The organism is Cellulosilyticum sp., from assembly GCF_982396655.1.
Genome location: NZ_CEVXFV010000077.1, coordinates 1 through 15958, shown reverse-complemented (window position 1 = coordinate 15958; position 15958 = coordinate 1). Strand labels below are relative to the sequence as shown.

The following is a 15958-nucleotide window of genomic DNA, read 5'->3' as shown; positions in this document are numbered from 1 at the left end:
ATATCAAGTCAATTCTACTTATTATCTAGGAAAGTAGAACTTTCCTAGATAATAAGTAGAGTATTATGATCTACTCTTAAACCTTAGCGCTCAGCTACCTGATAATCTTAAACATCCCATAATCTTTGAAATCATCTCTCATCGCTATACCTTACGTGCTAAAGGACGCATTGAACAAATCTTCCCTGAGACAAGCCTTCCTATAACAGAAAAAGACCGCCAATTTAAATATGGCCAGTTTGGCTATGGCAAATACGTATATCCTAAAGAGCAAATAGCTGAGATTAAAGACTTCTTCAAAAAATCATTAGATGAACTCTTTCCATATAAAGACCTTAAATATATCATATAAATAAATTTTTATAGCTAACTAAAAAATAAAACCCCTTCAAAATAGTTTTTCACTATTTTGAAGGGGTTATTAACTACTACTATGCTCTCTTTCTATTTTCCCACATTGCCCATAAGATACTAGCAATACATATAGAAGAATAGCACCCACTAATTAATCCAAAGAACATAGGTAATGCAAACTCTCTGATTGAACTAATTCCAAAAATCAAAGAAGCGATTAAAATAACAAGTACACACATTCCTGTTGTAAAAGACGTATTAAGCGATCTTGTAAATGTCTGTGAAATGCCTTTATTAACTTGCTCTGTTACACTTGCTCTAAGATCCGTCTTTATGTTTTCTCTTATCCTATCATAAAGTACAATTGTATCATTAATAGAATATCCTATAATCGTAAGTATAACTGCTACAAAGGCATCATTTAATGGTATGCCAAAAATAACAAATGTAATAAATACAACAAAAGCATCATGGATGAGTGCTATAATTGCCGTAATCCCTGCTGTCAAACCATTTAATACTGAGAAACGTATCCATACATAAATAGTCATAAATACAATTGATAAGACAATTGCGAGCTCTGAATTTTTTAATGCCTTTGCACCTATATAGGGTTCCACGACATATGTTTCTGCTAATGTAACATTCTGCTCTCCTACTGCCTGCGCCACGACTTCTGTTATTTCTTTTTGATTTTCTGGCGTCATACCTCCTGTTCCTGCAAGTGTTACCGTTACACTCTTTGTTTCATCAATCTGATTCTTACTGATTTGAACAGTTACTGGTCTATCTGTCACCTGAGCTATAGCAGCTTCTATGCTATCTGTATTCACTTCACTCTCAATAACATAATTAAGTACAACACCCCCTGTAAATTGTGTATCTAATTTTACCCCTCTTATAAATATGCTTCCAATCCCAATAACTACAAGTATCCCTGATATAATGGCAACAATCTTTTTATTCTCATAAAATCTTATAGTCTTTGTCTCTTTGCTACTTCTAAAATATTTCACATCATACCATTTATTATAACTTATTATAGAAAGTAACAACTTCTTAGAAACGCTTACACCTATAAATACATTTAAAATCATACCAATTAATAGGGTATATCCAAAACTTAACATCGTTCCAGAACCCAATACCATTAAAATAATCGCTACAATTGCAGTTGTAATATTCCCATCTAAAACAGATGAAAAGGCGCTTTGATACCCATTCTTTATAGCGACTCTCAATGATATTCCTTTTCTGATTTCTTCCCCAATTCTTTCAGCAATAATAATATTGGCATCTACAGACATACCTAAGGATAAAATAATCCCAGCAATACCAGGCAAAGTTAATGTATATTGTGGCACAGAAATAGCTAATAGTTGCAATGACATCTGTAATGTTAAAGCTAAGCAGGCTATAACGCCTGGTAATTTATAATATACAATCATAAATAAGCACACAAGCCCAAAGGCTACTAAACCAGCTATTACCATAATATTTAGTGCATTATTCCCAAGTGTTGGACTTATGGTACTAAAGTTAGTCGTTGATAAAGAGAATGGTAATGCACCAGCGTTTATCTTCTCAGCTAAATTACTTGCTTCTTCTAGGCTTTCTATATTATTAATGACAGCTTGCCCACCGGCTATCTTACTTTCTACCATTGGATTTGAGATTAACTGCTCATCCATATAAATGCCCATACGTTTACCTACTAATTGTCCAGTAGCTTCTTCAAATAATTTCGTTCCCTCTCCATTAAAAACGAGTGCTACTTCATAACCTCTCGTCACACCATTAGTGTTTTCCATAGCCTTTGCACTCTTGATATTCTTGCCCTCAAGCATCACATTCCCGTCTTCATCTCTAAAGGTTAACTTTGCCATTTCTCCTAATTCTGCTATAGCATCTTCAGGATTAAAGTTAGTTTCTCCTGATTTCCATGGGAATTTTACAATAATATATCCGCCCTCTTTATCAATGGTTACTTCACGGTCTGTAATATTTTTAGCATCTAAACGCGTCTCTATAATACCCCTTGCAGCTTCTAGCTCATCTTCCGTTGCTTTTCTCTCAAGGTCTTGTGGCTCAAAAACAGCTTCTACCCCACCTCTAATATCAATACCAAAACGCATCTCCATGGCACCTTTAACTTGATCACCCACACCAAAAATTGCTATACTCAAGCAAGCAATAATACTACATATTAATATTGCAAACGTATTTTTACTATTTTTCATCATAATCCTCTTTTCTTATTATACTGTCTTATGAGTTTAGTAAAATATGTTCGCCTTCCTTTTGCCCGTCCGACTTATGAATATATATAATGGCCATCAAATAATTTATGAGGTTTTTTCTCGAAATTAATATGTACGAAGTCCATGCTGTAACCAATAAGGCCATACTTTCGCATAAACAATAAAATAAGAGCATCTGTTTTCTAATGCCATTTCCGAATCTATATTGCTCAGGTTTTTCGTCTATCACACTTCCCCGTTGACGCCCCTGTATACTCTCAGCATTTATGTTATACATTATATTTTTAAGCCGATTGATTGTATCTCCCACGCGAGGCAATGCCTGTTTAGAATGAACAATATTTTCAGTTATAGTGTATCTACTACAAAAGCTATTACCAAGCAAAAATACACATAGTAACATACATACTACTACAATATGTATATTCTTATTACTTTTTTTCACAGACATCACCTCATTTCTAAAAAAATACCTAGCTATTAACTTTATCATAGTTAATTTGCTAGGTATTTTCAATATATTTATTTTATAAATCATCAATTAAAGTTGATGCTTTCGCATAAGCACTTGATTTAGCCTCAAAGAAGTCTGTTTTAATCCCATTGGCATCACTATATTCAGATACCCACTTCATACTTTCTGGTTCTTTTTCATACCCTTCATAAAGTACACCAAAACCTAAGTTTTCTGAACGTAAGTTCCCAAGGTATTTAATGTAAGATGCCACCATTTCTTTGTTTAAACCTTCAATGTTATCTCCAATTACATAGTGTCCCCAAGCAATTTCTTCTTCTACACCTTGACGCATCATGGCTCTAAACACTTCAATATTTTCTTCTGTAAACAACTCAGGTTCTTCATTTTTCATTTCTAAAATTAAAGATCTAAATAGCCAAAGGTGTGTATTTTCATCTCTATTAATATAACGAATTTCTTGTACAGAACCTGGCATTTTACCATTACGTGCTAGATTATAGAAGAACATAAAACCTGAATAGAAATAAATACCTTCTAAAATGTAGTTGGCAATCATTGTTTTTAAAAGATAAAATGGGCTTTGATTTACTTGGAACTCATTATATAAATCCCCAATGAATTTATTACGCGCAAGTAAATGCTCATCATCCTTCCATTGATATAATATCTCATTTCTTTCAAGTGGTGAACAAATCGTATCTAGCATATACCCATAGCTTTGAGAGTGAACAGCTTCTTGGAAAGCTTGAATCGATAGACAAAGGTTTACTTCATTTGCTGTAATATATTGCGCAATATTTGGTAAATTGGCTGTTTGCACACTATCTAAAAAAATTAAGAATGATAATGTCTTATTATAAGCCGTGCGCTCCGCTTCATCGAGTTCACGATAATCCTTCACATCTTGTGTTAAGTTGATTTCCTCTGGAATCCAGAAATTATTCATACCTTGACGGTACCACTTACTTACCCATGTATACTTCATATTATTGAAGTCATTAAGATTTGTGGTATTCCCATTAATAAGTCTTCTCTTTGAAACCTCGATGTCCCCATTTTCATTAAACAGTAATTTCTTTACTAACTTCTCCATACGTTCCTCCTCTTATTTTTAATAAGATATTATGCTGAACAAGAATCACATTCTTCTACTTCTAGAGATTGGCTTCTTACATAATAAATTGTTTTTACGCCTTCTTCCCATGCTAAAAGATATAAATCTAATAGTTTACGCATTGAGAAGTTTGGTGTGATATATAAATTAAGTGATTGTGCCTGGTCAATATGACGTTGTCTGATAGCTGCTGCTTTTACAAGCCATGTCTGATCCATATAATGTGCATTTTTATAAAGCCATACAGTTTGTGCATTTAAGTCTGGTGCTACACGTGGAATAAGTGCACCTTTTTTCTCTTCAATATAATATTTCTTCATAATAGGGTCAATAGATGCTGTAGTCCCTGAAATAATAGATGTAGAGCTAGTCGGTGCAATAGCTAATAAATAGCCATTACGCATACCATTCTTTGCAACCTCTGCTTTTAAGTTTACCCACATTTCGCTCTCATAATGACGTTTTTCAAAGTATGCCCCTGTCTGCCAATCACTACCTTCAAAATGACTATACATTCCTTTTTCTGCTGCTAAACTGCTACTTGCTTTAATAGCATAAAAATTGATTTTTTCAAATAAATCTTCAATGTAATCAAGATGCTCCTGTGATTCAAAAGGAATATCTTTTTTAGCAAGTAAATGATGGTACCCACTTGCTCCAAGTCCAATTGGTCTATAGCCTCTATTAGTAATTTTTGCATACTCAAGTGGATAGAAGTTAAGGTCAATAACATTATCTAAAGCTCTTGTAATAGTATAAACTACATCTTCCAGTTCATCTTCTTCGATGTTAGGAAGTGTAAGAGAGGCTAAGTTACACACTACGAAATCCCCAGCTTCCATACTTTCTACCACTACCGTTTGTCCATCAATTACCTTTACTTCTTTTTTAATCCCTTTAATCTCGCTCATATTTTGAGCAATCTCTGTACAAAGGTTAGAACAATAAATCATCCCTTCATGACCATTTGGATTCATTTTATTCACATGATCGCGGTTAAATGTAAATGGTGCACCTGTTTCTACAGAAGATTTTAAGATCAGACGAATAAGGTCTTTAATCTTAACGGTGCGTTTGCTAATACGTTCTTCCTTAATGCATTCTAAATAACGTTTTTCCCACTCCTCACCATAGAAGTCTTCAAGGGCATATCCCATTACTGTTTGGATTTCATGAGGACACATTAAATGCCAGTCCCCTTCAATATCTTCTTTTGCGATTTTCCAGAATAAATCTGGGTAACATACACCTGTGAAAACATCATGGGCTTTCATACGGTCATCCCCATTATTTGTTCTAAGCTGCAAGAATTCTGGTAAATCCTTATGCCAAACATCTAAGTAACATGCAACTGCGCCTTGTCTTACTCCTAATTGGTCTACTGCTGTAGCTGTATCATTAGCAAGTTTAATCCAACGAATAACACCACCAGCAGCACCCTCGAAACCACGAATACTACTTCCATTGGCACGTACCTTCCCAAAATAAAGTCCCATACCACCACCAAACTTAGAAACCTGTGCAAAATTTGTAATACTTCTATAAATACCCTCTAAGCTATCTGGTACTGTATCAATGAAACATGAGGAAAGTTGATAATAAGGTTTGCGTGCATTTGACATAGTAGGTGTTGCAACTGTCACTTTAAGCTGACTTAATAAATCATAGAAAGCTTTTGCCCATTTTACTTTTTCTTTTTCATTTAAAGCTAAGTGCATGGCAATACCCATAAACATTTCTTGTGGTGTTTCTAATAATTCATGGCTATGACTTCTAATTACATAACGATTTAACAGTAAATCAAGTCCACTATAATTAAGTAAGTTTGTACGTTCTTCTTTCATATAAGTAGCCAAACTATCTATTTCTTCCTTATTATAATTTTCTAAAATATATTCCCCATAAAGCTGTTCTTTTGTTAAATATAAAAGCTTCTCATAAAAACTTGTGATCCCGCCTTTTTGCATACGTTCATGAATTTCTGCATTTGCTTTACACATTAATAATCTAGAAGCAATGAACTCCCACTTAGGAGCTTCCTTTGTAATAAGTTCCACTGCAGATTTAATAAGTGTATTAATTCTTGCCTCTTCACTCATTCCTTCTTTATATAAAAGTTTCACTCTCGTATAAAGCTTTTCTAAGCTATACCCATCTTCTTTGTATTCTTCTTGAATCTGTGTAAGCGTATCCATGATATTTTTTTGTAACATTAATTCATTAAAAACTTCTACATTAAACTGGCTCACTATCTCGCTTCCCTTCTCTTCTTCCTTCTATTTTTTCTTACAGTCTATATATTCTAAGCTATTGTGCTGCTTTATCTTATCTGTAATCCGTCATTTTCAATACTATATATAGTATACTCACTTTTACAAAAGTACTATATATGTGTCTTTATTTAAATAACCTACCACTTTTATCTGGGCAAATCAATTGACTATTTATTTTATCTATTTTAATTATTCTATTACTTAACATTATAAACCAACAAATAATCATTTTCCAATAGTATTTATTTGATTTATTATTATATTTAAGCATTAAATTTACATGCGCCTATATTTTGTGCCAGTTTTTATATTTTCACTCTCATTTTTCATAGGATGATAAATAAGTTAAACTTCTTTTCAGCCACTCACTTTTATTTAGGACTAATTAAACTGAGTTTTTAACTCTACAAGTTATATTTATCTACATCTTATATTTCAAAGTACTATTTTCCAAAATTTTATGTACAGATTTTACAAATTTATATTTTTTATTGATAATGACTTTCATTAATCTTTAACTTGTGTTATTATAATCTCATAATAAGCTTATTATTAAGAACAGGAGGACAATATGGCAAAAATGATGGGTCCACGTTTTAAGATGTGCCGAAGCCTTGGATTAAACGTAGTAGGGCATCCTAAAGCAATGGACAGAGCAACAAATACAACAAGTAGGGACAGTAAAAAACTCTCTGATTACGGTACTCAACTACTTGAGAAACAAAGATTAAGAGCCTATTACGGGGTTTTAGAAAAACAATTTGCTAAATACGTAAACAAGGCATTAAAAGCAGGCTCAAACCCTGGTCCAATTTTCTTATCAGCTCTTGAAACAAGATTTGATAATATGGTTTATAGAATGGGCTTTGCACGTTCTATTCGCCAAGCAAGACAAATGGTTAACCACGGTCATTTCCTTATTAATGGCAAGAAAGTTGATAGACCTTCTTATGCTGTTAAAGTAGGTGATGTAATTTCACTTAAAGAAAAATCTCAAGACTTACAAATTTTCAAAGACAACATGGAAATTGCAACTGATTTCCCATACCTTGAAGTAAATCGCGATAGACTAAAAGGTACACTCATTAGGACGCCTCAACGTGATGAGCTTCCTATTCAAATTAACGAGCAACTTATTATCGAGTATTATTCTAGATAATAAACACACACATATTTAGAAACCAATATATCTAAACTTATGGAGAGGCCTAGACTCCCTCCCATATAAAAAAGCTATGGACTTAGAACCTCCATAGCTTTTGCCATTTATAGTTATACCTTTTTTATTTATATCATATGATAAATTAGCGCTTATATTTCTGAAAGGAGATATTTACATTGCCTACTGTATCAGGTCGTCTGATTTTTGATGTCAATAGAACTACCTCTGTAACGTCTTCTGATAGTGGCATACCTAATGTTCCTATCGTCCTTCAAAACACCACTACAACTAGCCGTATTAATGCTATAACCAGTTCTGATGGCTCTTTTACTTTCACTAATGTTCCTGCTGGAAGTTATATTCTTGTAGAAGCCTACGGTGATACTGCAACTAACACTAGTGGCAATTTTTCTGACGCTACTACAGGTTCTACGCCTAAAGGTACCGACCCTCCTTTATCTTATGTGAGTAATCCACCTAGCATTGCAACCAATCTAGATTCTACTACCCCCAACACTCTTTTCATTACTGTTTCTACAGATAATTTAACTGATCAGAATTTTTTAGACGGTCCTATAACTTACTCTCCCATTGAAACAGTTTTAGATTCTACAGCCTCTCTTTCTACCACTAATCTTATAACTATCGCTGATAATGGTCTTTTTGGTTCTTTTGTAGCTGGTACTGCTGCTAATTCGCGTCCAGAGACTTCTCCCTATTCCGATATCATTACCGACTTTAATTATTCAGGCCCTGGCGAAGCTATTATAGATGGTAACTATAGCATTACCAATATTCTTTATCCTCGCTCAGATTATTCCTGGTGGGTCTTATCTAATAAAACTACTGGCGATGAGACAGGTCGTTTTCTTCCTATAAACGGCGATAATCCTGGGGCTGTTATTTTCCAACAAGAACTAACCGTCTCTCCCAATACCTATTATTTATTTTCTACCTGGATTGCTAATTTAGATAATAAACTCGGATTAGCACTTCCTGCACTAGGTGTCCAGATTTTATCTGCCGATGGTTCCACCCTTTATGACGAAACATTAGGCGTTCAGCTTCCCATACAGACAGTTGTCCCTAAGTGGAAAGAAATAGGCACACTACTTAATACTGGCTCAAATTCAAAAATTACTGTGAAATTTCTTAGCGAAGGTCCTGCTGCTAATGGTAATGATTATGCTATAGATGAAGTAAGGCTTCGTGAAATCACCCTATCTGCGGCTACCTTAACACCTACAAAAACAGTTACACCTACAAGCGCTTATCTAGGCGAGATTGTTACCTATACATCTACTTTTACAAATACCACAGACTATCCACTATTTCATGTATTCTTTTCTGATACCCTACCTAGTAATCTTGAATTTATATCTGGTTCTGTCACCATTAATAATGTCTCTAATACAAGCGCTAATCCTACGACAGGTTTTTATATTTCGGCTTCAAATGATGCTAGACTTAATTCCAAATCTACTGTTATAATTAGCTTTCGTGCAAAGATTGTTTCAAAACCTACTACCAATCCAATTTTAAACAGTGCAAAAGTTTCTTTTGACTATACACCTGTTGAAGGTGGTATCCCTACTGGTTTTAATAGTAACTCTTCTAATGCGCCTTTAACTGTCTTACCTAGTGCTGATTTGAGCATCTCAAAAACCACCTCTCCTGACCCTATACAAATCGGTGCATTGGCCACCTATACACTTAAAGTTTCTAATGCTGGTCCTGATACGGCTAGTGATGTTGTTATTACAGACCAAGTATCCTTACTTAATCCCCTTTACAAATTAAGCACAGATACAACTTGGTCAGATTGGAGCGACTCCCTTACCTTAAGTAGTTTAGCTAGTGGCGATACAATTACCCTCTACATTCAAGGTACTGTAAATGATACATCCAGTAGTTTTTTGTCAAATACAGCAAGCGTTAGTAGTTCTACTCACGACACTGATACTACAAACAACCAGGCTACAACTACCGTTAGCGTAAGTTCTTGTTCCGTTACCTGTCCTACTGGACCTACTGGTCCTCAAGGGCCTACTGGGCCTACTGGTGCTATTGGATCTAGAGGTACTTCTGGCGCTACGGGGCCGGCCGGTTCTCAAGGTGCTGCTGGCCCCACCGGTCCTATTGGGGCTAGAGGTATTTCCGGGGCTACAGGGCCTGTTGGTTCTCAGGGCGCCACCGGGCCTACGGGGGCTATTGGGGCTAGAGGCCTCTCTGGCGCTACGGGACCTACTGGTTCTCAAGGTGCTCAAGGTGTCACAGGACCTACGGGGCCTATTGGAACTAGAGGTATCACTGGTGCTACGGGGCCTATTGGCATTATGGGTCCTACTGGCCCTATTGGAGTCAGAGGTATTGCTGGGCCTACCGGTCCTACCGGTCCTACTGGCTCTGTTGGTCCCACTGGCCCTGCTGGTTCTATCGGTGCCAGAGGTATTGTTGGGCCTACTGGTCCTACTGGACCTACCGGCCCCATGTCAACTATTTCTCTTAGCAGTATTTGTATCCAGAATTCAAATTGCTATATTCTCCCATCAAATAGAAACTTTGACCTTGGCAAAGAAATTTCTAAAACTGGAAATGCCATTCAATATTCGATTCCTTCTCTTTTACTAGAAAGTGATTCTACTTATCTCATAACATTTTTAGCCCATTTTTGTACTACAACTGACTCTCCTACTTCCATCCAATTATGTTTAAATGGTATTCCACTTTCTTATACTTCTCCTTACATTATCAAAAAATCTTTCTTAGTCATTCATACTACACTCACTACTAGTAACTCTCCTAATATACTCTCTATCATTAATCTTTCTCTTAAATATCTCAAGATTTTTAAATCCACCCTTACTATCTTAAAATTAAATTAATGAAGTCTTATTTAGAATAAATATAAAAAGCTATGGAATCCCATAGCTTTTTATATTTATTCTAAAGTGTTTCTAAAAATCTTATAAATTTCTTATCTGACAATATTTCATGCGTTATAAATTTTCCATTATAAAATAGGCTAAAGGTTATCCATGGCGATGGACTATTTTGTGCCTCTTCTTTAGCTTCATATTTTACAATAATAACGTAATACTGTTTTTAATCTGCTTTGTTCTACCTTCCTAGCATCATTTAAATAAATCTCCCTATGTGTACTTCCATGTCGCTCCAATTTATGTACCTCTATAAATTGCATCATTTTTGCAAAAGACTCAGGCTCCTCATCAAAGCTTCCTTCATGAAGCATTTGCACACATAAACCATCTTCTATTTCTTCAAAAGTAATATTCTTCAATAATGGATGAGGCTTTTTCTGTTTTGTGATTTCTAAGGCTTTCATTGCTACATCCTCATTCACAAAATCAGGTTGTCTAATCATCAACCTATAGATAAGTTCTTCCTTACGAAATATACTGGAATGCTTTCCTTCTTCTGTCATACCCCATATTCCCTCTAAAGGATAAACTGTATATTCAAAGTAACCTTCTGGTATAAACCCACTTTTAGGCATCATCCTAATCCCATAAGATACTGCATACAAAACACCAATACGTTCTGCAAAATCCTCATCATTAGGATTACCTTTTCCTTCGATCACAAAAAACTTTTGCTTAGGCACTTCTACAACTTGTGGAACTCTACTAGGTATATAAAGTTCTTTTTCTTTCTTCCGCCATTCATATTTCATTGGTAACATCCTCTAATATTGCTAAGTCCTGTGCTTCGTACTTATTATGTCCTTTTTGCCCCTTCTTGTATTTCCAACACTTAATTCCTTCTTGCAAGGTTCTTCCTTTATTGTCCTTAAAGAAATCTCTGATATATGCATTATATTCAAATTGACTGTCAATCTTAGTTATCTGTACTTTGCTCTTCTTCTGTAATTCTTTATATGCGATAACAGCCTCTTTATAGGTCTTACCACTATTAACCTTTAGCCACCTTTGAAAGGTGGCCTTAAATGAAAAGCTTGGACCAATCACTTCTTTAAAAAATGCACGATGCACCTCGGAACATACAAAGTTATCTTCTATAATGCTTTCTAGCGTAATCATCACCCCAGCGACTGCACTACGTTTTATGCTGCTCCTATTCCTTAGCTTCTCCCCTGTCTCTAAAAAATGAGCGATTCTTTCCGTAAGTTCTTGCTTTCCTCCTGTACTCTGTAATCCCATCTCTTTACAAAAAGCAACTAACTCTTCTTTTAAATAATAATACGCTCTAAATCCCTTACTCTCTATCCCCCTCTTTAATTCTGGCCTCTCCTGTGCACCTTTTTCCCTTCCACTCTTTGCTCCCATCATAGTCTCTCCTCCTTAGTTCTTATCTCTAAGTATAACCATTATAATATGTCATCTATATGTCATATTATAAAAATTCCCCAAAAAGCAGGTTGCTGCATTACGCTATCAATGCAACAACCTGGCATATATTTTTAGCCCGACCTCGAGCGCATGAGCGGAGATGGAAAAATATATGTGCTGACTTATCCATGGCCCCAAGACCTCAAAAAAAACGGTTGCAGCACTTTCCCTGCAACCGTCCTTTATCATTTATAAATCATAGCAATTCATTGCGTTCATTTTTTCTTGCTTGTTATAGTAGGTATGTAATAAGTGATGTGATTTTTCACTTAATGGATTTCCAAGATATTCTTTATAAAGTGTCTGTACTTCTTGATTTTCATGTGATTTACGTACTTTAGCGCCTTTATCAATGCTGTAAAGGGCATCTTGACGTAATTTTTTCACATCAAATGTAGCATTAATTGGCTGACCGCCACCACCAATGCATCCACCTGGACATGCCATAATTTCAATGAATGTATACTCAGACGTACCTGCTTCAATTTCATCCATAATGACTTTAGCATTTTTAAGGCCATGTGCCATAGCTACTTTGATTTCCGTGCCGCCTAAATTAACTGTCGCTGCTTTAATGCCTTCATTGCCTCTTACAGCTTCAAATTCTAAGCTTGCAAGTGGTTTACCTGTGTGCAGTTCTGATACGCTGCGAAGTGCAGCTTCCATTACGCCACCCGTTGTTCCAAAGATAGCACCTGCACCACTGCCTTCACCTAATGGACTATCGAATTCTCCATCTTGCAAGTTCGCAAAATCAAGACCTACATATTTAATCATTTTAATGAATTCGCGTGTTGTAAGAACAATATCTACATCTCTACAACCATTTACTTCCATCTCAGGTCTTGCTGCCTCATATTTCTTAGCCACACAAGGCATAATTGATACAGTAACAATATTAGATGGATCAATATCTGCCTTTTCACTATAATATGATTTTGAAAGGGCACCAAAAATTTGTTGTGGCGATTTAGCTGTTGATAGATGTCCAATTAAATGATCATGGTGTTTTTCCATATAATTTACCCACCCTGGACTGCAAGATGTAATCATAGGAAGTTTTCCTCCATTTTGAATACGATGAAGTAACTCTGTTCCTTCTTCCATAATAGTAACATCTGCCGCAAAGTTGGTATCAAACACTTTATCAAAACCGATGATACGAAGAGCACTTACCATTTTCCCTGTTACAATGCTACCTTTAGGCATTTCAAAAGCTTCACCAAGTGTTACTCTTACAGATGGTGCTACTTGAACGATAACATGTTTACTAGGATCATGTAAGGCATCCCATACTTTTTGTGTATCATCTTTTTCTACAATTGCCCCTACAGGACAAACTGTAGAACATTGACCACATAATACACAGTCTGTTTTTTCTAATTGATCATTAAAAGCTGTTGTAACCGTAAAGCTTTCAGAACGGTCTGAATAACTAAGGGCACAAATACCTTGCGTTTCGCTACATGCTTTGACACAGCGTCCACATTTAATGCATTTTGATAAATCACGAACTAAGCTTGGGTTACCATCTTGAACTGATTTTTTAACTACAACTGGTTCAAGCGTTGGTTTTAAAATATTAAAACGGCTGCATAATTTTTGTAAATCACAGTTGCCATTTCTAGCGCAGCTTAAGCAATCTTGATTATGGTCTGCTAAAATCATTTCCAAGATACCTACTTGTGTATCTCTGACTTTTTGTGTATCTGTATGAATCTCCATGCCTTCCCATACAAGTGTTGAACAAGAAGCTAAAAGCTTTCTACTACCTACTACTTCTACAACACACATTCTGCAGTGTGCCTTAACGCTTTGATCTGGATGATAACATAAGTGTGGAATATCAATCCCTACCATTTTTGCTGCATCAATAACGCGTGTGCCTTTCTTAACTGTAAGTGGCATATTATTAATTTTGATATTTACCATTATGCTCTTCCCCCTCTTACTTCAAATACTTCTGGAAATACTCGCATTGCACTTACTGTTGCATTTTGTGCTGATTCACCAAGGCCACAAAGTGATGCATTTTGCATAATCATTGCGATTTTCTTGAGCGTTTTTATATCTTCCTCTGTATGTGTACCGGCTTTTATTTTTTGAAGAATAAGTTTTACATGACGATTTCCTTCACGACAAGGTGTACATTGTCCACAGCTTTCATGCGAGAAGAACTTTTGTGTTGTTTGTAAGAAATCTATTACCTCTGTACGGTCATCAATTACTAAGATTGCTCCTGAACCCACGCCTACACCAGCAGCTTTTAAGTCTTCATATGTATAAGGTACATCTAAAATTTCAGGACCTGCAATTTTCCCTGATGCGCCACCAAATTGAATGAATTTAATTTCATGGTCTTCTGCTGTGCCACCTGCTAAATCATTAATAATTTCTCTTACTGTAAGCCCAAATGGAATTTCAAAAGCACCTGGCTTTTGGACATTTCCGCCTACACTTATCATCTTTGTCCCTACAGATTCCTGTGTTCCATATCGTAAATATGTTTTTTCATCATCTAATAAAATACTTGGTACAAGACATAAGCTTTCTACATTATTAAGGCAAGTTGGTAGACTAAATAAACCACTTTGCTTAATAAATGGTGGCTTCATTCTAGGTCTTCCACTTTTTCCTTCCATAGACTCTACAAGAGCAGTCCCCTCACCACATACATAAGCCCCTGCACCTGAATACAAATGAAGTTCATAGTTAAAGCCTTTACCTAAAATATTTTTACCTAAATACCCCTTTGCCTTAGCAGAAGCAATTGCATTTAAAAGGAGTGGTCTTAAGTGGCTATATTCTTCACGCATATAAATATAACCATTTTTAGCTTCTACACTATAACCTGCAATAATCATGGCTTCCACTAAGCGGAATGGGTCATTTTCAATAAGGGTACGGTCTTTAAAAGTACATGGTTCCCCTTCATCAGCATTACAAACGACAACCTTTTCATCACCTACTACTTCTCTTGCTTGGCGCCATTTTTTACCCATGTCATAACCTGCACCACCACGTCCTTTTACTTCATAAGTTGCAATAAGGTCTGCAATATCAAAGCCATCCATCACTACAGCTTTTTTTAGGGCAGAAAAACCGCCCACTGACTCATAAGATTCTATTGAATTAACATCATATTTCCCAAAGTTTTGAGTTATAAAGCTTACTGTTTTTTTCAATCTTCCCACCTCTATTCTAATTCACTTAGTACTGCCTTGATTTGTTCTTTTGTATGAAGCGGTCCATATACTTTCCCGTTAATACGCATAGCTGGTGCTTTATCACATGCACCAAAGCAAGGGACTTCCTCAATCGTATATTTCCCATCATAGGTCACTTCGTTTAAATCAATACCTAAAAGTAACTGCAAATTATTTAATAAGTTATCACTTTCATTTACTTTACAAACAATGCTTTCACACACTTGAATTGGATACTTGGCTCTTGGCTTTTCTGATAAAGCTGAGAAAAAGGAAATGACGTCATAAATTCGACTTGCATGAAGCCCCATATTTTCTGCGATATAATAAGCCACTGCTTTTGAAATATATTGTCCCTCCATTAAAGATTGTATTTCTAATAGAATTTCTAATAATCTTGAATGCTCACCATTATAACCTTGAATCACCTGATCAATAATTTGAACTTGCTGGCTAGTTAATGGCTGATTGATATTTTTTACTTTCACACGAGTCCCCACTTTCCTATTCATAATTTAAATCCTTGTCAAATATTAGACAAATTTCTTTTATATTGGATTTTTTCTATAAAATTATACCTTATATATTAGACATTAAAATTTTCATAAAATCAAGCGTTAAATTTTTATCTAGTCTTTCGTCTTTCATCTACGTACAAAAAAAGAAAGCACTTAAAAAGTGCTTTCTTCAGGCTGTAGACAATTAACTTTTCCATAGTATTTTACTAGTCTAGAAATAGA

11 protein-coding genes and 1 pseudogene are annotated in these 15958 nt (G+C 35.4%); 3 read left to right on the top strand and 9 right to left on the bottom strand.

Features of this window, described 5'->3' with window-relative positions; translation table 11 throughout:
- Nucleotides 1-70: 70 nt before the first annotated feature.
- Nucleotides 71-352, top strand: a pseudogene (locus AC1VAQ_RS19665) (spore photoproduct lyase family protein); the annotation flags it as partial.
- 79 nt (nucleotides 353-431) lie between these two features.
- On the opposite strand, the gene secD reads toward AC1VAQ_RS19665, so the two are convergent.
- From secD to AC1VAQ_RS19650, 3 genes are all read right to left on the bottom strand, one after another.
- On the bottom strand, nucleotides 432-2594 hold the full coding sequence (secD, locus tag AC1VAQ_RS19660; protein WP_479904433.1) for a protein translocase subunit SecD: 2163 nt from the start codon (nucleotides 2592-2594) through the stop codon (nucleotides 432-434).
- 548 nt (nucleotides 2595-3142) lie between these two features.
- Nucleotides 3143-4186 (bottom strand): ribonucleotide-diphosphate reductase subunit beta, encoded by a 1044-nt coding sequence (locus AC1VAQ_RS19655; protein ID WP_302599065.1) that lies wholly within the window; start codon nucleotides 4184-4186, stop codon nucleotides 3143-3145.
- A 29-nt stretch (nucleotides 4187-4215) separates the two neighbouring features.
- Entirely contained in the window at nucleotides 4216-6420 is a 2205-nt protein-coding gene (locus tag AC1VAQ_RS19650) for a ribonucleoside-diphosphate reductase subunit alpha (RefSeq protein WP_302599070.1), read from the bottom strand.
- Between the two features lie 631 nt (nucleotides 6421-7051).
- Between AC1VAQ_RS19650 and rpsD the strand changes: the two genes are divergently transcribed.
- Together rpsD and AC1VAQ_RS19640 are read left to right on the top strand one after the other, a co-directional pair.
- Entirely contained in the window at nucleotides 7052-7639 is a 588-nt protein-coding gene (rpsD, locus tag AC1VAQ_RS19645; protein WP_302599064.1) for a 30S ribosomal protein S4, read from the top strand.
- A gap of 1145 nt (nucleotides 7640-8784) precedes the next feature.
- Nucleotides 8785-10527, top strand: coding sequence for a hypothetical protein (locus AC1VAQ_RS19640; RefSeq protein ID WP_302599063.1), 1743 nt, complete (start codon nucleotides 8785-8787; stop codon nucleotides 10525-10527).
- Between the two features lie 61 nt (nucleotides 10528-10588).
- On the opposite strand, the gene AC1VAQ_RS19635 is transcribed toward AC1VAQ_RS19640, so the two are convergent.
- From AC1VAQ_RS19635 to AC1VAQ_RS19610, 6 genes are all read right to left on the bottom strand, one after another.
- Nucleotides 10589-10678 carry a YoaP domain-containing protein gene (locus AC1VAQ_RS19635; RefSeq protein WP_302599069.1) on the bottom strand — a complete coding sequence of 30 codons (90 nt, stop codon included), beginning with the start codon at nucleotides 10676-10678 and terminating at the stop codon, nucleotides 10589-10591.
- 37 nt (nucleotides 10679-10715) lie between these two features.
- Nucleotides 10716-11336, bottom strand: coding sequence for a GyrI-like domain-containing protein (locus AC1VAQ_RS19630; protein ID WP_302599061.1), 621 nt, complete (start codon nucleotides 11334-11336; stop codon nucleotides 10716-10718).
- On the bottom strand, nucleotides 11326-11952 hold the full coding sequence (locus tag AC1VAQ_RS19625) for a DUF6434 domain-containing protein (RefSeq protein ID WP_303244029.1): 627 nt from the start codon (nucleotides 11950-11952) through the stop codon (nucleotides 11326-11328). The genes AC1VAQ_RS19630 and AC1VAQ_RS19625 overlap by 11 nt, the downstream gene beginning before the upstream one ends.
- Nucleotides 11953-12201: 249 nt before the next feature.
- Nucleotides 12202-13944, bottom strand: coding sequence for an NADH-dependent [FeFe] hydrogenase, group A6 (locus AC1VAQ_RS19620; RefSeq protein ID WP_302599058.1), 1743 nt, complete (start codon nucleotides 13942-13944; stop codon nucleotides 12202-12204).
- Entirely contained in the window at nucleotides 13944-15197 is a 1254-nt protein-coding gene (locus AC1VAQ_RS19615; RefSeq protein WP_302599057.1) for a complex I 51 kDa subunit family protein, read from the bottom strand. The genes AC1VAQ_RS19620 and AC1VAQ_RS19615 overlap by 1 nt, the downstream gene beginning before the upstream one ends.
- A gap of 11 nt (nucleotides 15198-15208) precedes the next feature.
- Nucleotides 15209-15706 carry an NADH-quinone oxidoreductase subunit NuoE family protein gene (locus tag AC1VAQ_RS19610; protein ID WP_302599056.1) on the bottom strand — a complete coding sequence of 166 codons (498 nt, stop codon included), beginning with the start codon at nucleotides 15704-15706 and terminating at the stop codon, nucleotides 15209-15211.
- Nucleotides 15707-15958: the final 252 nt, after the last annotated feature.

Bases quoted from the DNA above. Each gene is read 5' to 3' on its own strand.
- secD (WP_479904433.1), bottom strand. From the start codon at position 2,594: ATGAAAAATAGTAAAAATACGTTTGCAATATTAATATGTAGTATTATT.
- AC1VAQ_RS19630 (WP_302599061.1), bottom strand. From the start codon at position 11,336: ATGAAATATGAATGGCGGAAGAAAGAAAAAGAACTTTATATACCTAGT.
- AC1VAQ_RS19650 (WP_302599070.1), bottom strand. From the start codon at position 6,420: ATGTTACAAAAAAATATCATGGATACGCTTACACAGATTCAAGAAGAA.
- AC1VAQ_RS19620 (WP_302599058.1), bottom strand. From the start codon at position 13,944: ATGGTAAATATCAAAATTAATAATATGCCACTTACAGTTAAGAAAGGC.
- rpsD (WP_302599064.1), top strand. From the start codon at position 7,052: ATGGCAAAAATGATGGGTCCACGTTTTAAGATGTGCCGAAGCCTTGGA.
- AC1VAQ_RS19655 (WP_302599065.1), bottom strand. From the start codon at position 4,186: ATGGAGAAGTTAGTAAAGAAATTACTGTTTAATGAAAATGGGGACATC.
- AC1VAQ_RS19625 (WP_303244029.1), bottom strand. From the start codon at position 11,952: ATGATGGGAGCAAAGAGTGGAAGGGAAAAAGGTGCACAGGAGAGGCCA.